26 protein-coding genes are annotated in these 24034 nt (G+C 32.0%); 17 read left to right on the top strand and 9 right to left on the bottom strand.

The window, feature by feature from the left end; translation table 11 throughout:
* The first annotated feature begins 9 nt into the window (after window positions 1-9).
* The 7 genes from wecB to QZN45_RS06940 all read left to right on the top strand — a co-directional run bounded on the left by wecB (window position 10) and on the right by QZN45_RS06940 (window position 7637).
* A complete protein-coding gene (gene wecB / locus QZN45_RS06970) occupies window positions 10-1329 on the top strand; it encodes a non-hydrolyzing UDP-N-acetylglucosamine 2-epimerase (RefSeq protein ID WP_296812059.1) in 1320 nt (439 codons plus the stop codon).
* Window positions 1330-1651: 322 nt separating this feature from the next.
* A complete protein-coding gene (locus QZN45_RS06965; protein ID WP_292607329.1) occupies window positions 1652-2488 on the top strand; it encodes an amino acid ABC transporter substrate-binding protein in 837 nt (278 codons plus the stop codon).
* A gap of 31 nt (window positions 2489-2519) precedes the next feature.
* Window positions 2520-3170 carry an amino acid ABC transporter permease gene (locus tag QZN45_RS06960; protein ID WP_292607332.1) on the top strand — a complete coding sequence of 217 codons (651 nt, stop codon included), beginning with the start codon at window positions 2520-2522 and terminating at the stop codon, window positions 3168-3170.
* 10 nt (window positions 3171-3180) lie between these two features.
* Complete coding sequence (locus QZN45_RS06955) at window positions 3181-3864, top strand: amino acid ABC transporter ATP-binding protein (protein ID WP_296812054.1); 684 nt, start codon at window positions 3181-3183, stop codon at window positions 3862-3864.
* Window positions 3865-4117: 253 nt separating this feature from the next.
* The gene (locus QZN45_RS06950) at window positions 4118-4798 is read left to right on the top strand and encodes a zinc ribbon domain-containing protein (RefSeq protein ID WP_296812051.1); all 681 of its coding nucleotides are present in this window, start codon (window positions 4118-4120) and stop codon (window positions 4796-4798) included.
* 66 nt (window positions 4799-4864) lie between these two features.
* Window positions 4865-5836 carry a glycosyltransferase family 2 protein gene (locus QZN45_RS06945; RefSeq protein WP_296812049.1) on the top strand — a complete coding sequence of 324 codons (972 nt, stop codon included), beginning with the start codon at window positions 4865-4867 and terminating at the stop codon, window positions 5834-5836.
* A 310-nt stretch (window positions 5837-6146) separates the two neighbouring features.
* Window positions 6147-7637, top strand: a complete 1491-nt coding sequence (locus tag QZN45_RS06940) for a hypothetical protein (protein WP_296812047.1) — start codon at window positions 6147-6149, stop codon at window positions 7635-7637.
* A 25-nt stretch (window positions 7638-7662) separates the two neighbouring features.
* Here the strand turns inward: QZN45_RS06940 and QZN45_RS06935 are convergent, their stop codons facing one another.
* A complete protein-coding gene (locus QZN45_RS06935) occupies window positions 7663-8538 on the bottom strand; it encodes a hypothetical protein (RefSeq protein ID WP_296812046.1) in 876 nt (291 codons plus the stop codon).
* 37 nt (window positions 8539-8575) lie between these two features.
* On the opposite strand from QZN45_RS06935, the gene QZN45_RS06930 reads away from it, so the two are divergent.
* The 6 genes from QZN45_RS06930 to QZN45_RS06905 all read left to right on the top strand — a co-directional run bounded on the left by QZN45_RS06930 (window position 8576) and on the right by QZN45_RS06905 (window position 12782).
* The gene (locus QZN45_RS06930) at window positions 8576-9151 is read left to right on the top strand and encodes a flavin reductase family protein (RefSeq protein ID WP_296812044.1); all 576 of its coding nucleotides are present in this window, start codon (window positions 8576-8578) and stop codon (window positions 9149-9151) included.
* An 8-nt stretch (window positions 9152-9159) separates the two neighbouring features.
* A complete protein-coding gene (locus QZN45_RS06925) occupies window positions 9160-9846 on the top strand; it encodes a type II CAAX prenyl endopeptidase Rce1 family protein (RefSeq protein ID WP_292607348.1) in 687 nt (228 codons plus the stop codon).
* A 123-nt stretch (window positions 9847-9969) separates the two neighbouring features.
* Complete coding sequence (locus tag QZN45_RS06920; protein ID WP_296812040.1) at window positions 9970-10428, top strand: flavodoxin; 459 nt, start codon at window positions 9970-9972, stop codon at window positions 10426-10428.
* Window positions 10429-10432: 4 nt separating this feature from the next.
* Window positions 10433-10897, top strand: coding sequence for a MarR family winged helix-turn-helix transcriptional regulator (locus QZN45_RS06915; RefSeq protein ID WP_292607353.1), 465 nt, complete (start codon window positions 10433-10435; stop codon window positions 10895-10897).
* Complete coding sequence (locus tag QZN45_RS06910; protein WP_394346768.1) at window positions 10884-12293, top strand: MATE family efflux transporter; 1410 nt, start codon at window positions 10884-10886, stop codon at window positions 12291-12293. Before QZN45_RS06915 ends, QZN45_RS06910 begins: the two co-directional genes overlap by 14 nt.
* Before the next feature lie 39 nt (window positions 12294-12332).
* A complete protein-coding gene (locus QZN45_RS06905; protein ID WP_296812034.1) occupies window positions 12333-12782 on the top strand; it encodes a hypothetical protein in 450 nt (149 codons plus the stop codon).
* Between the two features lie 7 nt (window positions 12783-12789).
* Here the strand turns inward: QZN45_RS06905 and QZN45_RS06900 are convergent, their stop codons facing one another.
* The 4 genes from QZN45_RS06900 to QZN45_RS06885 all read right to left on the bottom strand — a co-directional run bounded on the left by QZN45_RS06900 (window position 12790) and on the right by QZN45_RS06885 (window position 17089).
* On the bottom strand, window positions 12790-13344 hold the full coding sequence (locus QZN45_RS06900) for a manganese efflux pump MntP family protein (protein ID WP_296812031.1): 555 nt from the start codon (window positions 13342-13344) through the stop codon (window positions 12790-12792).
* 68 nt (window positions 13345-13412) lie between these two features.
* Window positions 13413-14210 (bottom strand): DUF169 domain-containing protein, encoded by a 798-nt coding sequence (locus tag QZN45_RS06895; protein ID WP_296812029.1) that lies wholly within the window; start codon window positions 14208-14210, stop codon window positions 13413-13415.
* A 647-nt stretch (window positions 14211-14857) separates the two neighbouring features.
* Window positions 14858-15874 carry a hypothetical protein gene (locus tag QZN45_RS06890; protein ID WP_296812027.1) on the bottom strand — a complete coding sequence of 339 codons (1017 nt, stop codon included), beginning with the start codon at window positions 15872-15874 and terminating at the stop codon, window positions 14858-14860.
* Window positions 15875-16006: 132 nt separating this feature from the next.
* Window positions 16007-17089: a site-specific integrase gene (locus tag QZN45_RS06885; protein WP_296812024.1), complete on the bottom strand. Its 1083-nt coding sequence runs from the start codon at window positions 17087-17089 to the stop codon at window positions 16007-16009.
* A 497-nt stretch (window positions 17090-17586) separates the two neighbouring features.
* Between QZN45_RS06885 and QZN45_RS06880 the strand changes: the two genes are divergently transcribed.
* Complete coding sequence (locus QZN45_RS06880) at window positions 17587-19074, top strand: glycosyltransferase family 39 protein (protein ID WP_296812022.1); 1488 nt, start codon at window positions 17587-17589, stop codon at window positions 19072-19074.
* 365 nt (window positions 19075-19439) lie between these two features.
* On the opposite strand, the gene QZN45_RS06875 is transcribed toward QZN45_RS06880, so the two are convergent.
* Complete coding sequence (locus QZN45_RS06875) at window positions 19440-19649, bottom strand: hypothetical protein (RefSeq protein WP_292607375.1); 210 nt, start codon at window positions 19647-19649, stop codon at window positions 19440-19442.
* Window positions 19650-19916: 267 nt separating this feature from the next.
* Between QZN45_RS06875 and cas2 the strand changes: the two genes are divergently transcribed.
* Both cas2 and QZN45_RS06870 read left to right on the top strand, forming a co-directional pair.
* Window positions 19917-20186 (top strand): CRISPR-associated endonuclease Cas2, encoded by a 270-nt coding sequence (cas2, locus tag QZN45_RS11085; protein WP_367241211.1) that lies wholly within the window; start codon window positions 19917-19919, stop codon window positions 20184-20186.
* Window positions 20187-20448: 262 nt separating this feature from the next.
* Window positions 20449-21159 carry a potassium channel family protein gene (locus QZN45_RS06870; RefSeq protein WP_296812019.1) on the top strand — a complete coding sequence of 237 codons (711 nt, stop codon included), beginning with the start codon at window positions 20449-20451 and terminating at the stop codon, window positions 21157-21159.
* 13 nt (window positions 21160-21172) lie between these two features.
* On the opposite strand, the gene QZN45_RS06865 is transcribed toward QZN45_RS06870, so the two are convergent.
* The gene (locus tag QZN45_RS06865; RefSeq protein ID WP_296812017.1) at window positions 21173-21610 is read right to left on the bottom strand and encodes a hypothetical protein; all 438 of its coding nucleotides are present in this window, start codon (window positions 21608-21610) and stop codon (window positions 21173-21175) included.
* Window positions 21611-21781: 171 nt separating this feature from the next.
* A complete protein-coding gene (locus tag QZN45_RS06860) occupies window positions 21782-22267 on the bottom strand; it encodes a hypothetical protein (RefSeq protein WP_296812014.1) in 486 nt (161 codons plus the stop codon).
* Window positions 22268-22489: 222 nt separating this feature from the next.
* Here QZN45_RS06860 and QZN45_RS06855 point away from each other — a divergent pair, with 222 nt between their 5' ends.
* Complete coding sequence (locus QZN45_RS06855) at window positions 22490-23287, top strand: DUF4013 domain-containing protein (RefSeq protein WP_292607398.1); 798 nt, start codon at window positions 22490-22492, stop codon at window positions 23285-23287.
* Window positions 23288-23309: 22 nt separating this feature from the next.
* Here the strand turns inward: QZN45_RS06855 and QZN45_RS06850 are convergent, their stop codons facing one another.
* On the bottom strand, window positions 23310-23666 hold the full coding sequence (locus QZN45_RS06850; protein ID WP_292883607.1) for a hypothetical protein: 357 nt from the start codon (window positions 23664-23666) through the stop codon (window positions 23310-23312).
* Between the last annotated feature and the right edge of the window lie 368 nt (window positions 23667-24034).

The raw sequence follows: 24034 nt of genomic DNA, 5'->3' as shown, positions 1-24034 counted from the left end.
GTTATACTAATGAAAATAGCTACTATTTTAGGGACTAGGCCAGAAATTATTAAAATGGCTCCAATTATTGATGAAATATCAATAAGGGATATAAATCAGATTGTTTTACACACTGGCCAACATTATGATAAGGAAATGTCAGATAATTTCTTCAGAGATTTGGAAATTCCAACTCCTGATTATAATATTCATGTAGGGTCCGGAACTCATGGAAACCAAACAGGTTTGATGATGAAAGGTATTGAAGAAATTTTGATTGATGAGAAACCTGATATTGTTCTTGTTCAAGGAGATACTAATGCAGTTTTGGCAGGAGCATTAGTGGCTTCTAAATTGCATATTGCCATTGGACATGTTGAAGCAGGATTGAGGTCTTTTGATATGACTATGCCTGAAGAAGTAAATCGTAGGGTTGCAGATGTTACTTCAACTATGTATTTTATTCCAACTGAACAATCTGCAATTAATCTTTTGGCTGAAGGATTTTCAAGAAAAGATATGTTCATCACAGGAAATACTGTTGTTGATGCTTGTTTCAGACACTTGGAAATTGCTAAAAAAAGAGGATTTGAAGATGATTCCCTCAATGATTTAGATATTGAAAATATGGAGAATATTTTAACATTAACAATGCATAGGGCGGAAAATGTTGATGTTAAGGAGAGAGTAACAAATATTATTGGTGCTATTAAAGAATTAGATGAAATGAACATTATTTTTCCAATTCATCCGAGGACTAAGAATACTCTTGAAAACTTTGGTTTATTTGATGAATTAAATAATTTGCCTCATGTTCACATTGTTAAACCTATAGGATATTTGGATTTCTTACTTTTAACTTCAAAATCAACTTTGATTTTAACAGACTCTGGTGGACTTCAAGAAGAAGCAATTACATTGGATATTCCTGCTTTAACGTTAAGATATAATACTGAAAGGCCAGAAACAGTAACTGCTGGTGGAAATATTTTGGTAGGTTCTGACAAAGAGGCAATAATTGATAATGCAAGAAAAATATTGTATGATAAAGAATTTGCTGACAGAATGAAAAATGCTCAAAATCCATATGGTAAAGGAAATTCTGCAAAGTCTACTGTTGATGCAATAGAAAAATACTATTCAAAAGGTTTGTTGGATATTAAAGCTCCGGAAGAAGTGATGGGATCTTTTACACGAAAAATGGCTAGTATTCATGAGGATATTATAGTATCTGATTTTGAAAAAAATGAAAATGCTTTAATTAGAATGGTGTTCGATGGTCAAAAAATGTGTTTCCCATCAGATAATTTAAACTTGAATGGTATGATGATTACTTATGATAAATATTAATTGATTATATTTTCGGTAAAACAAAGGGTTTTATCATTTATTTCTTTTTTTTTAAAATCAATTAATTGTAAAATATTAATTTTTAGATTTTTTTTTCATTGTTTGTCTAATTAATTTGGTGATATGGCTAATTTTTTTTTAAAAAAAACAACAATTTTATTAAAATTGATTTTAGTTTGACATTTATTTTCAAACTTTGTTTTTAACTTCGTAAAATGTTATTTTAAAAAATTTAATATAAATAAATAAATATGTAAATAAATAAATTATATTACAAGTAGATTTAATCTACTTATATAGTTATAACTATTGGTGTTTGAAAATGAATAAAAAGATAGGTTTTATTTTGGTCTTACTCCTCGTATCAGTAATGATGGTAGGAACAGTAAGTGCGGGACTATTTGACTTTTTGGGGGGAAGTAACAATTCTAATCAGACAGCTAATGATGAGAATACATTCATTGTTGGTTTTGATGCAGAATTCCCACCTTATGGATATAAAGATGCAAGCGGAAATTACACAGGTTTTGACTTAGACTTAGCAAAAGAAGTTTGTGCAAGAAATAACTGGACTTTCAAAGCTCAACCAATTGACTGGGATGCAAAAGATGCTGAATTAAGTTCAGGATCCATTGACTGTATCTGGAATGGATTTACCATTGATGGAAGGGAAAATGACTATACATGGTCCAATCCTTATTTCGATAACAAACAGATATTTGTTGTAAAATCAAGTGGAAACGTTAGCAGCATCAAAGATTTATCAGGTAAAACTGTTGAAACACAAAAAGATTCATCTGCTTTAGCTGCTCTTAATGGTGATAACAAAACCATTAAAGACTCTTTCGCTACTTTAACTGAAGTGGCTGATTATAACACTGCATTCATGGATTTAGAATCCGGTGCATGTGATGCTGTAGCTATGGATATTGGTGTTGCAGAATATGATATCAAAAACAAAAATGATTCTGCTGCAGATTTCAAAATATTGAACGATTCCATTACCACCGAAAAATACGGTATTGGATTTAAAAAAGGAAATGATGCATTAAAAGATAAAGTACAAGCTACTTTAGATGAAATGTTTAAAGATGGTACTGTTGCTAAAATCGCAAAAGATTATGGTATATCTGAAGATGCATTAATCCAACCGAAATAAATTAGTCAATTAAGAGGGGAGAATTAGTTATATGATATTGAGTACAGTAATTGAACAGTTGCTTGGAGGTATGGTTACCTCTATAGAAATATTTTTACTCACTCTATTATTCTCTCTTCCTCTCGGTTTACTTGTTGCGGGAGGAAGAATGAGTGGTTTTGCACCAATCAGATGGCTTGCAAAAGTATATATTTCTATCATGAGAGGTACACCGTTAATGCTACAGTTGATTGTCGTATTTTTTGGACCTTACTATTTATTTGGTATGAGTCTTTCCAGTGATTATAGATTTATTGCAGTTATAATTGCATTTACAATTAATTATGCAGCTTACTTTGCAGAAATTTATAGGGGTGGTATTGAATCCATCAACAGTGGACAATACGAAGCTGCTCAGGTATTGGGTTATAGTAAAATCGAAACATTTTTTATTATAATACTTCCTCAAGTTATAAAAGTAGTTCTTCCTTCAATTACTAATGAAGTAATTACACTTGTTAAAGATACTTCTCTTTCATTTGTTATTGCAATTCCAGAAATGTTTACAGTAGCTAAACAAATTGCAGCTGCCGATGCATCCATTGCTGCACTATTGGTAGCAGGTATATTCTATTATGTATTCAATGTACTCGTTGCATTTGTAATGGCCCGTGTCGAGAATAAATTGGATTATTATGAATAGGGGGAATATTATGAGTTTACTTGAAATCAAAAATCTTAAAAAAAGTTTTAATGATAATGTAGTTTTAAAGGATATTTCTCTTAGTGTTGAAAAGGGTGAAGTTTTAGCTATTATTGGACCATCAGGTTCAGGCAAATCAACATTGCTCAGATGCATTACAGATTTGGAGCAGGAAGACAGCGGTGTAATTCAATTTGATGGAACTTTCGGTTTGGTTTTCCAGAATTTCAATTTGTTCCCTCATCATTCCGTAATGAAAAATATTACCAATGCACCTATTAAAGTTCAAAAAAGAGACAAAAAGGAAGTTTTCGAACATGCACGTGACCTTTTAAAGAAAATGGGTTTGGAAGATAAGGAAGATGCCTACCCTTGTGAACTTTCAGGAGGTCAACAACAACGTGTTTCTATTGCAAGAGCACTTGCAATGAATCCCGATATTCTATTTTTTGATGAACCTACTTCAGCTCTTGATCCTGAATTGACTGGTGAAATTTTGGATGTTATTAAGGAGCTTGCCGCTGAGCACATGACTATGGTTATCGTTACTCATGAAATGGCTTTTGCCCGTAACGTAGCCGGCACCATAATTTTCATGGATGGTGGTGTTATTGTGGAGGAAGGTTCTCCTGACGAAGTTTTCTCATCCGACAACAAGAGGATGAAAGAATTTTTGGGAAAATTTTATGATTAGATATTTCATATCTTTTCCAGCTATTTTTTATTTATTTTACATTTAATTTAATTAATTTTTTAGACATAAATTCTAATTTAATTAAGTGTTCTTTTAATTAAATTTATTTTTTGATAAAGTTTCATTATTAATTTGTCATTGATATGGATTACTTCATTACTTTTTCAATTGAAAATGGATATATAAATAACTTTATTTAATATTGTGGATAAAATATTATTAATCAAATATAGTTGTGAGGTTGTATTTGAATATGAAATGTCCAAATTGTAATGCTGAAAACAATGAAGGTGCAAAATTTTGTAAAAAATGTGGAACACCTTTGGAAAAGAAAGCGAATAGTCATGAAAAAATGATTAATTCGATGAACAATGAAAAAAAATCGGATAATACAAAAATAATTATCGCAGCATTAATCATAATAGCTGTCGTATTGGCAGGTGCTTTTATATACCTTCAAGGATTTGGAAGTGGCTCTCACTCACAGGATTCCCCTTCCCAAAACAATGCTTCCAATGCTGCATCACAATCAAATGCATCAAATCAGGCAAGTTCTTCACAAGCAAGTCCATCACAGTCAAATGAACAAAAAACAGCCACTCCTCAATCAACTTCTATGAAGATACAGGGTGGAAGTTTCTCAACTGGTAGTGAATTGAGTGATTTGACTTATGCAAACATCTATGTAGGTAAGGAACATGCCGGTAAAAATGTAATACTTCAAATCTGGTACAGTAGAGATGGAAATACTTTAAATAATGGTAATATGGTTCCAGTTACTGTTCACTCCAACGGTTACCTTGAAGTTCAAAGTGCAGACGCATATGCATATTATCCGGATCATGCAACAATCAATCTGTATGATAGCAATTCAAATCTTTTAGACACACAAAGTGTATCGTTATCTCCAACTAGTGGTACTCAAACCTTCTAGTTGAATACACTTTTTTTCTTTTTTTTTAGCCAAATATTTAAGCTATTGCAAATAAAATATTATTCGATGACTAGTGTTTCTATTATTTTACCTGTATTCAATGGGGAGAAATTCATTAAAAAAGCTATTGAATCTGTTTTGAATCAATCATTGGATGATTTTGAATTAATAATAATCAATGATGGTTCAACAGATTCAACTTCAGACATTATCAATTCGTTTGAAGATAACAGAATTAGAATCATCAACCAGAACAACGAAGGTCCTGGACAGGCTAGAAACAATGGCCTTAAGATTGCATCAGGAGATTATATAATGTTTTTGGATGCTGATGACTGGTTTTGTGAAGATGCATTGGAAACTGCATATTTCGAAGCAAAAAACAATAATGCTGATATATCAATTTTTCAAATCATCAAATACTTCAACGGCCAGTTCAGTCAAAATGGCTGGTTTAATTTAAATAATTTTGACAAATCCTTTGAAAATCGTGTTTTCAACCCTCATGAGTGCAAGGATTTTTTGTTTGACATATCTGTAAGTGCCTGTCAAAAGATATTCGATAGAAAATTCCTCTCAAAAATCAATGCCAAGTTTCCTACTGGAATCTATTTTGAAGACATGCCATTTTTCTTTTATACGTTTCTGAAAGCTCAAAGAATTTCCATTATCAAAAAGCATTTGTATGTGCGTCAAAAGCATGACGGATCAATTACAGAATCTGTTGATTCCAAATTTCTGGACACTGTTCCTGCAGGTCAAATCTTAATGGATATATTTATCGAAAACGATTGGTATGATATGTATAAGTTTGATTTGCTTGCTTTTAAGATAAATGGTCCAAGATATGCTCTGATGGCTATTGAAGAAAAATACAGGAAGGATTTATATGCATTGATTAAAAACGACTATGAATCCATAAAATCCTGTCCGTACTACAGTGATTATCTGGAAAATCTGGGGCCGGTGAAAAAGAAATTCTTTTTAGACATATTAAAATCTGAAAATTATTATGATTTTATCAAAAAATCCCGATAAATTAAAAATTTATATAATAATCATTATAAATATAATAATGATTTTATAAATCGTTGAAAATATTAGTCTGAAAAAAAGAGTTTGCCCATAATAATATGTGGATTCAAACATTTATTGTTTGTTCAATATTGAGTAAATAATTAAATTTTAATTACTTTGAAACGGTTATTTCAGATATTGTTTCCATGAATCGTTAATTTAATTGAAGATTATAATTATAAAATTTTTTTAAGAAGTAATATTTTCATAACTTATTCAAACAATCGGAGAGTTTTTATAAAGAAAAAAATAATTTTTCTAGGTGAGTATGTTGTATGATAATATAAATGACAAATATAAAGATTATATTGGAAAATCGTTATTTGTGCTGAGTTTATTCTTATTCGGCCTGTTGATTTTTTATCTAATTCAAAAACCCTTTTTAGATATTGATGAATGGTATACAATGGGTATATTAAATACTTCCTTTAAAAACATTATCCATTTAACTGCCATTGATGTGCATCCTCCGGTGTATTATCTCATTGCTCGGATTCCTATATACATACTAAATCATCTTAATGTCGCTTATGACATGATTTTTGTAATGAAACTGGCATCTGTTGTTCCATATATAATATTGTTTGGAATAGCATTGACTAAAATCAGAAAGGATTATGGCTGGTTAGCTGGAGGACTTTTTGTTTTTACTCTTATAAGCATGTGTGATTTTTTCAAAATGTTTTCAATAGCTAGAATGTATCCATGGGGATTATTGTTCCTGGTTCTTGCATTCCTTTATGCAGCAGATATTTTGAAAAATCCTTCATTGAAAAATTGGATTTTAGTTGCAGTATTTTCAGTTTTAGGAGCATATACACATTACTTCGTTGCAGTTTCAGCGATAATGTTATATCTTGTTCTGTTCATATATTTCATGATTAACAACAAATCTGAAATTAAAAACTTTTTCATATCTGTCATTTTCGGCATTATATGTTATGCTCCGTGGTTAACTGTTTTATATAAACAAATGACTGGAGTCAACCAGGGTTATTGGATTGAAAGCATTACCTTCAATGATTTCTTGGGCTTTTTCTCATCAGTATTCACATTTAATCCGGATTTAATCGCTATTTATGCTTTTGCAGCGGTATTTTTCGTAGTGTTCATTATTGTTCTGATGCAGTTTAAAAAGTCTCGCGAAGAGAATTTTGTTGTTCTGTTTGGATTTTTGGTATTCATTGCAACAGTAATTTTCGGTGTTGTCATTTCAACCGTATTCAAACCTATTTTTATCACAAGATATGCCACTCCTGCTGTTGGACTGGTATGGTTGAGCCTTTCAATTTTTATATCCAAGTTTGATGTTAAGAAGGTTGTTATTCCTGTCGTTGTTGTTCTGTTGCTGTTCGGTGCGGTCAATCTATATGAACAGACTTCAGATATTTCCACTTATCACGACTCTTTGGTCAAAAACCAGGAATTCCTTAAAAGCATAAACAACAACGATTCCGTTGTTATCATAGATGGAATGGTTAAATATATTCATTTCCATGATCAGTTGAATGAGTCAAATGTCTTTGCAGGATATTCGATTGACAAAAAGGAAAAGGCTCGAGACTTTTCAAGGATATTTGATAAGAAGAAAGACAAGTTTTTAATGCCTGATGATTTCAATAAATACAAGAATAAAACAATATATCTTGCGTACCGTAGTGGATCTGACTTGGAAATACCTAAATATGTTTCAAAAGATAAAGTAGGTCAGATTGAAAACTGTAAATTCTATAAATTAGAATACAAAAATCAGACTAAATAGATGTGTTGACACACATCTTATTTACTTATTTTTTTAAAACCTCATACCAGATAAAATCCTCGCCGGCATAGTAGCTTATCAGTATTGATGTTAGACTGACTAAAACAAATATTATAAATACATCCATTGGTGTAAATGCCAGAAACATCACAAATAATATAAGTTCAAGTAAATAAAATACAAATTTTGCTTTTTTTACATTCAGATAGCTTAAAAATCCGAGTATTATCGGTGTAATAATGATTGCCAATATGAATAGCGTTGCAAGTTCCAGACTTATGATCTCACCTAATTGAAGTTTCAGCACATCAACAAAAAGATACATTTCAAATATGGTTAGGAAAAATCCTTGAGCCGCACCGCAGATTGCCTGTGCCAGGGTATGCTTTTTTAAAAGAACCCTTGACCAGATAAGTATCGGATATAATATTCCAAATATTGCACCGAATGGTCCCAAGAGCAATATCAATGCACCTACAGGCCCGCTTAATCCTGTTGTGTGAACGCTGATTTTCCATTTAAATGTTATTATCATTACAATGAAGGTATTCACTGCATAGCACAAAAGAAGGATTGTTAAAAAATTGCTTAATCCAATGAAATATGATACCAAAAAGCCAATGAAATAGGATGTTATTCCAACAATCAATGGTACGAATCTATCTGTTCTGTTGGATATGTCCTTGTCGGTTCCAATCTTTTTTGCCCAACCTAAGATAATTGCCATAGGCAATATTGATGAAAAGACAAGTGAAATCAATTCCAAAACAATGAATTTAGACATGTTGAACTCCCCATTTTCAAAGGACAGCACAATACACATTATCAAAAATAACGGGATGCAGAGTATTGGGGGATTAGTTATATCTGAAATTACTTTAGCGGTTTTTAACTTGTTCATATAATTATTTATATTATAATCAAGTAAATAAATTACTATGAAGATTAATTTAAAACCGCGTACTATGATGTATCCGGCACCTGCTGTTGTTGCAAGTGCATATGATGAGGATGGAAATCCTGACTGTTGTACACTTGCTTTTGCAACAATGTGCTCTCATCACCCTCCTGCCGTTATGATTGCAATCAATTCAACACTCAAGAGAAAAACACTAGCAGATATTTTAAAAAGCAATGAGTTTTGCATTGGCTTTCCAAGCTGTGAGCATATGGATGAAACAGATTACTTTGGAATAGAATCAGGTTACAATCAAAACAAGCTTGAAAAGGTAAACTTTTCATATAGGGATGCTGAAATGGTTAATGCACCTATAATTGAGGAGTTTAAGGTTTCTGTTGAATGCAGGGTAATAAATATTGCTGAAGTTGGCTCACACACCCAAGTCACAGGTGAAATAGTAAACATTCAGGCAGATGAAAGTGTCGTGGATGGTAACGGCAAAATTATTTTCGAAAAATTGGATTCGTTGGCTTACGATGATGTCACCCATTCCTACTTTAGGATGGGCGATAAGATTTCAGACGCATTCAAGCCGGGACGAAAATTCATGTAGGTGATTTTGTGAAGTTTTTAACATTTGATGAAGAAAGGGATTTTCCATATTACAGGCATAATCCTCGCATATCTAAGGGAGCATGGTTTGTGCTGTTGCTTTTAATACCGCTATCATATATTGGATATATTCTTTTTTCCTTCGATGAACTTCTGTCAAGTATAATATTCTGTATGGTTTTGTTGATTCCTTTGCTTTATTTTTCAAACTGGGATTATAAGCTGATATTTCACAAGCCAACAAAAAATGAGATTATTCTTGCGGTATTGATGTTTGTCATATATATGGTATATTCAATTGCAATGGCTTCTGCTTTGGAAATGTTTAATTTATTACCTGTAGATGAAACACCTTTAAATCTGAATATTATAAGCCTGGTTTCACTTTTCTTTTCAATGATGGGAGAAGAGCTGTTGAAATTCATACCTTTGATGTTTTTTATGAGGGTATTTTTCAAATATACTAATAAAAGGAACCTTTCATTCGTATCTTCAATGGTTATTGTACTAATATTCTTTGCTTTTCTGCACTTTGACCCTTCATCAACATCAATAGCCTCAGTATTGCTTTTGCAGGGTGTTGGATCACTTGTTGAAATGTATGGATATGCAAAAACCAAAAATCTTTTTGTTCCATATATGTCTCACTTATTCACGGATGCATTTTCTTTTATACTAATTATGCTTGGAATATAGGTGTGTTTTATACACATCCTTTTTTTTATTTATAAACATTTTCATGAAATGAATTTTAAATTGTTGCAAGTGCAATAGTTGTCAATGCAACAGTTTATATATGATGAAGTATTAATACTATGTATGAAATCATTAGTAGTATATTATTCAAGAACTAACATTACAGAAAAACTTGCAAAAACTATCGCAAGCAGAACAGATTCGGATATTGAAGAAATCTTACCGAAAGTCAACTATCAGGGAAAACTTGGATATGCACGTGGGGGAAAACATGCAATTCAAGAAAAAATCATTGACTTGGAAAACTTGAAATATGACCCTGAAGACTATGACATGGTATATCTTGGAACACCGGTATGGGCATCAAAAGCATCAAGTCCAGTGATTTCATATATCAAACAGAATGAAGGCAAATTTACCAATGTCAAATTCTTCGCAACCGCTGGTTCAAGCGGTTTTGAATCAACATTCGAACAGATGGAAAAATATGTTTCCGTTAAACCTCAATCAACATTGGCATTAACAACCAAAGAGGTAAAAAAAGACATGTTCGATGAAAAATTATCCTCATTTTTAGAATGATAACATGCCATTTGAAGAGATAAAGCAGATGGATGCAACCCAAATTCCGGTTGGAAAGCTTTTGTATATGATCGGAAAGGGATATTCTGTATATGTCAATCGCAATCTGGAGGAATTTGGAATAAATACGACACAGCTTCATTTGCTTTTTGAGATAGCGCATGAATCAAACATCAATCAGGAAATGATAGCGGCAAGATGCAACATCAACAAGGGGGCTGTTGCAAGGTCTATTCGAAAACTAGAAGAAAAGGGATTGGTGAAAAGAGAAATAGACGAAAACAACAGAAGACAGAACAGACTTTCATTGACCAAAGACGGTGAAGACATACTAATAAAAGCCTGTGGAGTTCTTCGTGATTGGGAAGATTCAGTAATTTTGGATGATGGATATATTAAAAAAGAATTGCTTCAAAAGGTATTGAAGGAAATAGCTGTTAAGACAATGGAGTTAAATGAGGGAGAGTAAAATGTCTAAAAGTAAAAATATTGAAATGATTACAGGAGATCCTAAAAAGGCAATCGTAAAACTGGCATTGCCGATGATGCTTTCAATGCTTTTAATCATGCTTTACAATATTGCAGATAGTATATGGGTTGCAGGACTCGGTCCGGATGCCCTTGCTGCTGTAGGTTTTATCACACCATTATTCATGGTGCTTATAGGACTTGGAAATGGAATAGGTGCAGGTGCAAATTCATTGATAGCAAGAAATATCGGTGCTAAAAATCGTGACCAGGCAAACAATGCGGGGTTGCATGCTATTGTTTTATCAATTATAATATCATTAGTATTTACAGTATTGATTGAAGTGTTTATGGTTCCTATATTGCAGTTTATGGGTGCAGGAAATACTATTCAATATGCAATGGATTACAGTTATATCATATTCGGATTCTTGTTCATCTTTGTGTTTTCAGGTGTTGCATCAGCAATATTCCGGTCTGAAGGAGATATGAGGAGGGCGACAATCGCAATTGCAGTAACAGCAGTACTGAATATCATTCTAGACCCTATATTTATTTATGTATTGAACTTTGGAATTTCAGGTGCAGCATGGGCAACAGTAGTATCGGCGACAATGTCATGTATTGTAATGAGCTACTGGATATGGGTTAAAAAGGATCTTTTCCTTGACTTGTCCCCTAAAAACTTCAAATATTCAAGTCATATAATGATTAACACCCTTCAGGTTGCAATCCCTTCAACATTGGAAACTATTGTATTTTCAGCTCTTGCAATAATCATTAACTCCATGCTTGTGCTTGCGGCAGGAACTACTGCAGTGGCAGTATATACAGCTTCAATGAGAATTGTGCAGTTGGCTATGATTCCACTGATTGGTATCGGTACAGCAGTCCTGACTGTTGCTGGTGTAGCTTATGGAGCGCATAACTACAAAAACCTCCAAACTGCCCATTCATATTCAATCAAAATAGGATTTATTGTATCCATTATTTTGGGAGCATTAATGTTCATTTTCTCAGGACAGATTGCTGCAGTATTTTCTTATACTCAGGCCAGTGCAGGTTTGGCATCAGAAATTGCAACAGCAATATCCGTATTGAGCCTGTTCGTATTGGCAATTCCTCATGGGATAATGTCTTCCATGATGTTTCAGGGTGTTGGAAAAGGAACATATTCACTATTGATTACATTGCTTAGATCTTTAATCCTTGAAAGTGTATTTGCATATCTATTCTGCTTTATCTTTGGATGGGGACTTCCTGGAATCTATGGTGGAGTAGTGTTTGGATGTTTTGTTGGAGGAACAATTGGTTATATCTGGGCAAAACTATTCATTAGAAAATTCAAGGAAATTTCAATCAAAAAATATGAAAAACACGAAGAAAATAGCTCATGAGGGCTATTTTTTTATACTATTTTTTACTAAAATTTAATCATGGAATTCATATTGAACAACAAGAAATATGCAATTCAAAACCATGAACTGTATATTAACTATCTGATGGTTGACAATTACTTCAGACATAACTATTCCAAATACGATTATGACATTGAATTTGATTTTATAGAACCTATTTTAAGTAAGCAAAAGGTTGAGTTTGAGGATATACTGGAAGGTACTGAAGTATTGGAGGAACTGATTGAAAAGGGTGAAATCAATTTTATCCCTCAGGGCCTGAGAATTGATGAACATGTCAACGGAAACTTTAAAATTACCTATCAAAATCTGGAGTTTACCAATGTCCATGTAGGTGAAGCCATTCCTTTATTGATAGCATTGAATACTCTTCTTAATTATAAGCCAACTGTTTCACTTACACAGATTGAGGAGGAACTTGAAAATTTCCTTGAACAATTCAGATCATATAATGAAAATATGATGTAAAGTTTTTCTAAAAACCCAGTAGTATTTTAATTCCAATCAATATTAGGATGACACCACCCAATATTTGGAACTTATCGCCTAGCCAGTCACCCAGTTTGCGGCCGATGAATATTCCTGCTATGCTGAATGCAAATGCAACCACACCTATTATGCTTGCAGATATCAGGAGAGGATCATTGAACAGTGCAAATGTTATTCCTACTGCAAATGCATCAATGCTTGTGGCTATTGCAAGCAGTGTCACTTCCTTGAAGGAAAACTCATCGCTTATTTCATCTTCATCACCGGATAAGCTTTCACGAATCATATTCAACCCTATTGCCAAAAGCAATACGAATCCAATTATTGATGCGAATGATGTAATTATGTCTGATATTGTACTTATGCAATAATATCCAAGAATAGGCATCATAAATTGGAAAAATCCAAAAAAGAGACCATAATAAAGAATTTGTGATTGCTTAAGATTCTTTTGGGTAAATCCTTTTGTTAATGATACGCTAAATGCATCCATTGCAAGAGCTACAGCTATTAAAAAAACAGAAATTAAGTTTAGTGACATTGTATTTTATTTTGTTGGTGTTTATATAAAATTATATTGATTAGATAAAATCTAATCAATGTCTAATTTTACCAGTCTTTCCACAAATGGGTTTGCAGAACGCTTTTTTTACTAAGTTCCTCCAGTTTCAAAAAGAGTTTCCATGGCATTGACAGACACATGTATTCATCCGGAATGAAATGCTTCATATGGGCTCTTGCTGCAAAGTCAATCGGACTTAGAAGAGGTACGGGATCATCCTTTTCAGCCTGTTCAAAAGTAAATGACCCTATAGCCTGACATGCTGAAGCCTGTGGTGTCAGAATATGTGCTGTTTTTGACCTAAATGAACTGTTGATTTGTAAAACTGCTGACAATTCAATAGGATTTAATGTAAACACTACTGATTGAGGAATTTCACCTTCTTCTAAAAGTTCAATTGGTTTAAATATGACATACTCCTTATCATCATAAATTGGTCTTGATTTGATGTGTTCCACTGCAGTTTCATAATCACAATATATTCTTTCCCCTTTTTTAAACATTTCCTGTATATGTGTTGGTTTATTTTCCAGACTTTTGAGAAATTTATCCCTATCTTTTGCTGAATCGGCACCCTGTGAGAGGAATGCTGCTTGAAATTCTAAGGCACCTTCATGGGTAAAACCGTCTCCCCATCCCATAGCGGTTTCAACACCTCCGCATGAAACGTTTTCACGACCAAATGCAGTTGTTTTTCTTTTGGCTATTGTTTGTGAGACAAATGCCATAACACAACCACCTCTTCCAGGTTTTGGTATTATTGCATCATCTGGCTTTTCATCACTTTTTATTAAAACGATTGGATTAAATTTACCATTTATTTCGTTGATAATATTAAATTCCATTGTTACTCCTCCGATTAATTAAAATTTTTTATAATTTTCTATAAAAATTTTGTTGTTATTATTAAATTTAATAATTTTTATAAAATTTAATAAATTTTATTAATTTTTTATTCGTATGAGTTTTAATCCTAATATATGTGATGTATTGCAGTTAATTTAGATAAAGTAAGATAAATATTGCTTATAATATGATAATATTATTTATGGTGTTGCTATTAGTTAAAATATTGGTTTAAATCAATTATTTTTACTAAAATTCTTGTTGGTGTAATATTACAATAGTCGGCATAGTATTTCCGTATATTATACTTAGATATGTATTATATGGAAATATATAAAAATAGGCATTATAGATATTATAGGTATTTAACTAGTAGTTGATATATTATATACTTACTAATTATATGTATTGTGGTATTAATAGTATGATGGCTATTATACTATTTATCTGTATTTGCGGAAATATATTATTTATATATTTTCCATATTTACAGAAAATATATATTATATGTATTTTACCACTAATGCTCAAGTAATATCAAGAAAATAGTATAAATCAACTGCTTGATATATATCAAGCTAGTGAAATTGACTATTTTCGTTAAATTTTGTTGTTTTTTATTAAATTTTATAAAATTTATTAAATTTTATTTGCGATGACGCCTATATCTAATATATTTTATTGATTGATAGACTACAAAGAACAATATGGCCACGAATATTACAACACCTACGAGGATAGAGGCTAACATGAGTTTAGATACATGATGAATAGATTCATGAAGTGTCATATTGCCCATATATTCATAATTAGGTGCTATTGGTATATCTTCAGCTTTAAATAGTGTTTTGTTGAAATATACATTGTCTACAAGGCCACCTGTACTCATACCCCACTTGGATCCATCATCATTGGATAGGTAAGCGTCAGTTACATTCACTTTAGCTGTGTTATTTTCAAAGGTATGGAAGTGATAAGTGGTAATATCTCTTCTGGTAAGTCCAAAGGCATCAGATTGCGCTAATTCTATCATAGCTGCTACTTTATCACTAGTATTAAGTGATAAGCTGCCATTGTCCATGTATTTTTCTCTATTTGGAATTACAATGTATTGGCCAGGTTCCAATTTCCCTTTAAAATGATTATCAGAAAATGCAACACCATAATTTCCGTTAGGGGCCTTAATCAAAAGATGTCCTAGTTTATAAGGTTCTTTAATTTGCTGAACTTGGATTAAACCATCTTCTGAAATACTATTGTCATCTGTAATCATTTTGGATGTTATTTCTTCAATTTTTTCATTATCCGGACCGTCGTCAATTCCTCCATATCCGATTGTCCAACCGTTACTGGTTATGATTACTTGACAGAAATAGTCACCTTCTGTTTTATATTGCTTGATTGCAGGAATACCGTGCCAATCAATCTCTTCTACATAAATATCAGCGGTTAAATTTGCATCTCTTCTAAAGGAGAACATACTGTTGTTTCCATCTAATTGCAATGCAACTGAACAACAGCCAGTTAAGTCTGATGCATTGGTTTCATCCAAAATCTGTTGTATTTCATATATATTTTGTTGATTATCCGATGCACATACGCTTAGTACCGAAACAAGTATTAAAAAAATACCTAATATAAATATACTCCTCTTAGAAATCATATAAACCCTTAAAAAAATTTAGTAATATTATAACTTATCAGTATGCTGATAGTAAATATAGATTTGTTTAAATTAATATTTAAATATTGTTGATTTAGGTATAAAATAAATAAAAAAAGTAAAATTTAAAATTTATATATTAAATTTCATATTGTTTACTTTTAATTTTTGTTTCATTTGTTCTCTGTCTACATGGATATATTTATCTGTTGTTTGGCTGTTGGAGTGTCCTGCAATTGTTTGGACTTCCGCAACGGTCAATACTTCTGCATAATGGCTTAAAGCGGTGTGTCTAAGGATGTGAACACTAACATTTTTTCCATAGTTTATAGGGCAATCGATATTTTCATTGATGATTCTTTCATCGGCAAGATGAGCATATTTTTTTACGATGTCCTGAACTCCACGTTTTCCTATTCTGTTTCCCTTAATATTGGTAAATAGTTCTTCGCGAGTTACTTCTTCAGCAGCCTTGTTTCTCTGAATTACTGGTCTATATACATCATTTGTGTTTTTTCTGAGTTTTGTTATTCGATTGTAGATCATGCTGTTCAAGCTGTCCAATGTATCATATGTGATGAAGGTTGTACGGTCTTTCAATTCTCCTTTTGTAGTTTCTGCACGTAGATATACATCAATAAACTCATTTGTGTCGCTTGGCATTTCATAAAAGCCATTGTCATCTATTGGAACTTGGATATCATCCTTGTTTAATAGTACCAGTTCTTTTAGCCTCATTCCAGAATCAATGAAAGTCCTGCAAATTGCGTAATCTCTTGGATTTCCGCTTTGTTTGATTGTATCTAAAAAGAAATCGGATTGTTGCCATGTTAAGCTGATTTTTTCAATTCTTTTTTTGGCAGTTTCTGGATCTTCAGCCTTTACTTCAATGATATCTTTCATTTTGATGGGATCGTGCTGAATTTCTTCCTGGACATCTTCTGAATTGATGAATTCCAGAATGTTCATCATATATGTTTTTACAGTTGTTCTTTTATTCCCACGTTTCTTTAGACAGTACCTACGATAATGTCTTAACTGTTTTTTAACATTGTTGCTGTTGAGTTCATCAATTCCTTCATTTTCCAGATATTCTATAAATTTTGATATATTAAATGTTTGTTTTTGGATTGTTTCTTCTGTTAAGTTTTTTACCTCTTGCTTTTCTTCTAAGTATTCATCTAGGTAGTCTGTTAGCTCATCAACTTCGATCATAAGCTTTTTGCCTCCTAAATTTTTATACCTAACCCTTGGTTATACTATTGATTTTTTGAGTATATAAAGACTTCGTATCTTTTCATTTTTACTGTATATTATTACATAAAATATACGTTCTCTTTATATATTAAATTTGGATAATTTGGGAGTTTCTAGGGAAATGTTGTAAGTGAAGTAATACATATACATCAAGTGGTCTCAAAATGGTGATTTCTACAATTTTTGTATTTGTAATACTAATTTAATCAAAAAGTAATAAAAATTTTTTTAGATTAATTATAAATTTAAAAATAGAAAAAGTAATGAAAAAAATTTGGAATAAAATCTAATCCAAAATTTTTTTCCAGTAAATGTTTTTGTCAAAAATTATTTTTTAATTATTTATACTTAAACAATTGTGACTTATAATAATTCCAAATTACTTTAAAAACTGGTTTTTAAATTGATTTGAAAAATAATAACTATTAATAGCATTTAATTCCAAAAATAACTATATGGAAATCACCAGCAAGAGAGATATTTTTGGAATGATTTTTTTCGCATTGAGTGTAATAATGCTGGGGTACATGTTTCTGACACCCCTTAACCATTACATTATGCATGTTGATGAATACTTTACACTGAGTGTCTTAACACTTCCGATGGGAGATATAATAAACATTACCAGTTGGGATGTCCACCCGCCACTGTACTACATTTTGGGAAAGATTGCAGTGGATATAGCTGCTGCAATTGGAATGGATTCCCTCCATGCATTAAGAATCCTTTCAATAATACCATATATTCTGATTCTAGTCATTTCAGCAACTAAAATCAGAAAGGACTATGGCCTTTTGACTGCGGGACTCTTTGCATTTTCACTGGCGGTAATGAGTGAATTTTTCGCACACTTTCTCATTGCAAGGATGTACGGCTGGGCAATTCTTTTTATAATTGTCGCATTCATATCATTTACAGAAATTATCAAAAGCAATGACATTAAATCATGGATCATACTGACCATATTTTCAGTGCTGTGCGCATATACACATTACTTTGCGGCATTAAGCGTTGTATGCATGTATATTTTACTGCTTTTTTACATAATCAAATTTGAAAAGGATAAACTCAAAATATGGGTGATGTCAGTTGCCGGAGCTGCAATACTCTACCTTCCATGGATACCTCCACTCATAAGGCAAATGACACAGGTTCATGCAGCCTACTGGATTCGTCAGGTCAACCCCGATTTATTAATCAAGGCACTGGGATACATTGCATATTCAGATGATGCGATAATCTGTCTGATTGCAATTGCAGTTTTGATAGTGCTTTTACGCATATACAAAAAGGAATCCAAGGATGCTGGTGAAAAAGAACGATTTTTGATTTTAAGCGGAGCTAGAGTGTATATAGGAACAATCCTTTTGGCAGTTATTTTTTCAATCGTGTTCAAGCCTATACTGATGCCGAGGTACCTGCTTCCGGCAGCAGCCGTAATGTGGCTTACAATATCAATCATCTTTTCAAAGATTAAAAGCAAAGAATTGTTTATGATTTCAGCAGCACTTATAGCATTGCTTCTTTTAATCGGAATCACAACAACAATTTCAACCAATGATTATTTCTATAATAGCGGAGTCCACCAAAAGGAGATTCTGGAAAACATAACAAACGACCCGAATTCCATGCTTATAATAAATAACCAGAATATGATAATGTACTTTTTGAGCTATACTAATCAGACTGATACATATTGCATGAATGTCGACCATGTATTCGGTGAGAATATGACTCAGCTCCATAAGTTCTATGACTTCAATACGTTCAACACCAGGGATATCGAAAAGCTGATTGCAAACAACACTGGCAAGAACATCTACATCATAAGCTGGAGCGATCCTGTTATTAAAACACCTACTGAAAAGATTGACGCCTGGGCAGGTGTGACAATTTCAAAGGCAAAAACAAGCAATATGACTTCAGTTTCGACAAACGAATAATATTGTCAGAAATAGGGTTTAAAATCCCTATCGCTTATTTTTTTAAAACAGTCCAGTTTAATAATTAGTTTGATTCTTTGAGGCTGAGCTATTCAAAAAATTAATGCACCATATAATATTTAAATTTTTAAATATTCTAATAACACTTAAAATAATTTAATTATATTAAATTTAACTGATAATTAGTTGTTATTCTCTATAACTTAGGTATGTTTAGTTAGACTAGTACTTTCTAACATACTAGTTATTTATAAAGACTAGTATTTTCTAACATACCAGTTATTTATAAAGATTAGTATTTTAAAAAAACATAGATATTGGCAAAAATTTTCTAATGTTATTGTAACTTGGAAATTATATAATTATTATTTAAACAAAAATTTTTCATCCAACAATTTTGGATATTTAGAATTTTTGCTGCTGACTACTTTCTTTCCTGTCCTTGATTCAAATTCCCTTCGAGCATTGCCTGCAATAGTTCTCCCATCAATAGCAACGTTTTTACTTTCATAAAAACCTTCAGGATTTTCAATTTTACGGAATGGTAATTTCAGTTGGTTACAAATTGTAACCAACTCAACCCATTCATCGAATAATTCTTTAGGAGCTATCTTAGTTTATCTCAAAAATATGGTTTTTCCTCTAATTTCTACTTTTGTTTAATGTAATTCATTAATAATTACTAATTTCAATTGTATTCATCTTATTTAAACTTATTCGAATTGTATTATCTTTGTTTAATTGTTGTGGCCTTTTAAAATTGTTTTCATTTAAACGTAAAATATGAAGTTAACTATTTCTAAAAACAATAATATTAAAGTTGAATTAATATAAGTTAATTCATGTATACGATAGTCACTTATGATTGCAAATTCAAAATCAATCAGGAATATATTGAAAATATGCTTCAGCATTATGGACTTAGAAAGATTCAAAGTTCATTATATTGGGGAGAATTGAATAATAATGAACGCGAAACACTCGTGAAAAACATCGATGTGGGGGGTTTTTGTAATGAGTTGGTTAATAATGGCAAAACATTTTCATTTTTTTGTATAAGAATGAAGTTAGCCAACTCATTACAGTTTCAAATCCATCGAAGACGGATTTGATTTATCTAAAAATACTCAATTTTAGATAATTATAGTATGAATTAATACATATATAAAGCTTTTCGAATGTAAGTGGTTACTTACACAGTTATTTTATTAAAACAAGTTATTTTATTGCTTATTTTTTAAAAAAAGAATGTTAATGTGATTTTTGACCATCTTGAACTTCATCATACAGATATTGTGGGGTCCGTTGGCTAATGAATGATTGTTTCTCCGAAGATTAAAATTTTAAATATTGATGGATTCAAATAAATAAATAATGGAAAAGTCTAAACAAAGAATATACCTGATATTAATTTTTGCAACATTTTTGGATATTTTGCTGTTGTTTTATGTAGCTTTGCGTCCCGTTTCTTCAACATTCAGAGATACGGTTTTCGCTTTTGATATAATTTTATGCGCAGTCCTGTGGATAGAATTCATCTACAGCTATTTGAAATCCGAAGATAAAAAGCAGTACCTGATTGAAAATTCATTAAGTATCCTGGGAATGTTACCTATCAATTTCGTATTCCTTAGAGCATTAAGATTAGTGAAACTTATCCAGTTGATTAAGCTGTTTGTTCTTGCAAGGGATAGTGAAAAAACCATTTCCGACTTTTTGAAACATACCTATCTGGATAAGATAATCTTAGTGGCAATCATTTTCACTTTCATTTTGACAATATCCATCCGCCTTGTTGATCCTGATATCCATGATATACATACGGCCTTGTGGTATGTCATCGTTTCCATAACCAGTACAGGATATGGGGATGTCGTTCCATCAACACTTTCAGGGCGAATCGTTGGAATGATTGCAATGATTGGTGGTATTTTGGTTTTCGCTTCATTCACTGCTGTAATTTCATCATTGTATATTTCAAAAATCAATAAGGACAATCGGGATGATGTGAATCAAAAAATTGAAAATCTCACCTCCGAAATTGAAAGGCTCAACGAAAAAATTGATGAGCTGAAAAGGGAATGAATTATTTTTTTATCTAGTTATTCATTGGATTGAATCCGAATACCTTTCCGGCCAATTTGAATGCCAAAGGATTCACAATAATATTTACGATGAAGTAAGCTACAATCCATCTAACCGGCCATTGATAAACGAGCACATCTACAGGCAATTGTCCATTAGGAACTCCAAATATCAATGGCATTATGAAACTCATAATAAGACTTATGAAAAATGCAAATGGGTTCCACAAACCTGTTTTCATGCCTAGTTTAAAGCCAAAGACTTTGCCTGCTAATTTAAGGGATAGCGGATGAACAATCAAATTCACCATAAAATAAGCTACAACCCAACGAATCGGCCACATCAAAAAGCATATTTCAACAGGCATTCCCCTGGGGATTGCAAAAATCAACGGCATTACCATACTCATTATAAGGCTTATGAAAAAAGCTATCGGATTCCACAATTTCATCTTTAAACTCCTGTTTGATATATTATATTTTTTATATTAATAATTGTTGTCAAAAAAAAGAATACTGGAAATTAATCATTTTCTTCGTTTCTGAAAATTTGGTGATGAACTTGCTTTTTTCAAGTATTAAAAATAGGATGGAAGAATGTTATTCACTCAATATCCGGAAATCTAGAATGCTATTGGAGTAACATTGTTGATTTCGTTGAACTTATCTTGGACTGTCTTCAGTTGGGTCATGTTTGTTTCGCCTGAAGATTTTGCCCAGAAAACCACAACATGCTTTTCTCCGCTATCGTTTATGACTTCTGAAATTCCATGGGTTTTGTGAAGTTTGTCTGTGAAGTTTGCACTATGGTCTGGATTTACGCTGATTTTCATGTCCTTGTCCTGGGTTATGTATTCGTCCCCGTCATCATAAATCAGGTTGTCAAGAGAGTCCTCATCGACGGTTTTGTTGTCTTCCTGCTTGTCAATGCATTTATAGATTCCAATTCCACCATCGCCATGGAAATTGGCATATATCACATAGTCGTCGCTGCCGAATATTTCCTTAACGGGAGCATCAATTTTGTATTCCTGTATGCTTGCGGCGCCAACACAGCCAATCAGAATAGATGAAAGAATCAGTGCAATCAATATTTTTTTGAAATTCATTTTTTTCCTCTTTAATGTTATGTACCAAAAAATTATTTTGATGTACATTTAATAGTTTAGTTCTATGATTATTTATATATTTTGTCAGATTTTTTCCTTTGAACTGAATGTTATCAAAAAAGGCAAAAAATACACAGTCAAGGTGGTGACTTACTGGTTGAATTTACGAATCTTTTTAAGTTGATGTTAACAAATACAGTATTATAATTAGGGAGTTTTATTATGGATTTGTCAAAAATAGTTTCGTATTCATTCAAATATCCATTCAGAAGCATTAAAAAAATGCTGGTAATCTGTCTGTTTTTCATTCTGATTGCCATCATTCCAATTGGCCTGATGATTAATAATGATTATGTTGTAGCCATCGGTGTGATTGCATTTTTCCTGTTTGTATTGTTTGTGCCGGGATATTTCCTGTCTATTGTTAGAATGGGTTCAACTCAATCAGCATTGCTTCCGTCCTTCAATCTGGTTAATAATATCTATGATTCCATCAGGGTGATATTTTTAAGAATGGTCTACATGATTGTTCCGGCTGCGGTATTTCTCATTGCTTTTAAGCTATTGAGCTCTTCAAGCAGAGATCTGATTTTTAACTATAGAATAATAGAGTTTTTTCTAAATCTTAACTTTGCGCTACTGCTTATTATTCTCATATATCTTGTCTTTGAATTTTTATTGTTCTTTGCAAAAGCAAGATTGGCTTACTTCAACAGTTTGCCTGAAGCCTTAAAGATCAATAAGGTGGTGGGTGACATTAGAAGAATAGGAATATTTACCATAATCAAATGGGCAATAGTAATGCTTATATTGCTTGTTGTGGCTGGTTTCGTTTCATCATTTGTAATGGCGATTCCTTATGTGGGCTTTTTGATTTATGTGGTTGTTGTTATTCCAATACTTGAAAGCATTGCTAATTATTCCCTTGGACTGCTGTATTCAAATATTGCCAAAAGCTACGATGATGATTTGGGAAATTTCAGGAATATTGAATACCATGAGTATGGTAGGATTAAATAGGAAAAGTGCTTTGAATCACTTTTCAGTCTGAAACTTTTTTTGGATAGTTTTTAATTATGTAATACACTACGAGCCCTATAAAGTAACATAATACGTCCCAATAGTCAAATACGCTTCCTTTTCTAGTATACAGTGAAACATACTCACCTAAAAATGACAGGACTATGGTCATTAAAAATAATATCTTAAAAGAGTTGACCTCTTTTTCTAAAGTATAATACAGTATTACATTAATCGCTGCAAAATACAAAGGCACTGCTATCAAATCATTAAAATGGTCATTGAAGAATAAAACCCCCAATGATTTGAAGTAATATTGATTGGCAAAGTATAATATTACGCAGCTAATTAATATAATAACGTCTTTTCTTATTTTCATTTTATAAGAATCCAACAATTGCTAAAATTATAATTACTACAATTACAATAATTGCTATTTCTTTTGTTTCAATAAATTCACATCTATATTTTTATTTATATTATTATTATTTAAATTATACTAATTTTTGTCTTGTTGTAGGGATTATGTTCAAATGATTTCGTTTTTGAAGAAGAATTGTAGAAAGTTTATTTCCGTTTTTTTGAAGAGATATGCAAATTAACCATCTATATAGAAAATATTTCACCTGTAATGACTTAAATTCCATATTGAACTACCTCGACTTTGGAGAAGTCGAGGATTCTTACTTCACGGGCTGATACTCTCCCACGAGAGTAGGATTACCGTGCTATCCCCCCTGCTCCAGA

It is taken from the genome of uncultured Methanobrevibacter sp. (assembly GCF_900314695.1).
Classification (GTDB): domain Archaea; phylum Methanobacteriota; class Methanobacteria; order Methanobacteriales; family Methanobacteriaceae; genus Methanocatella.
Note: the sequence above shows the minus strand (reverse complement) of the source record. Positions and strands in the feature narration are given on the sequence as shown.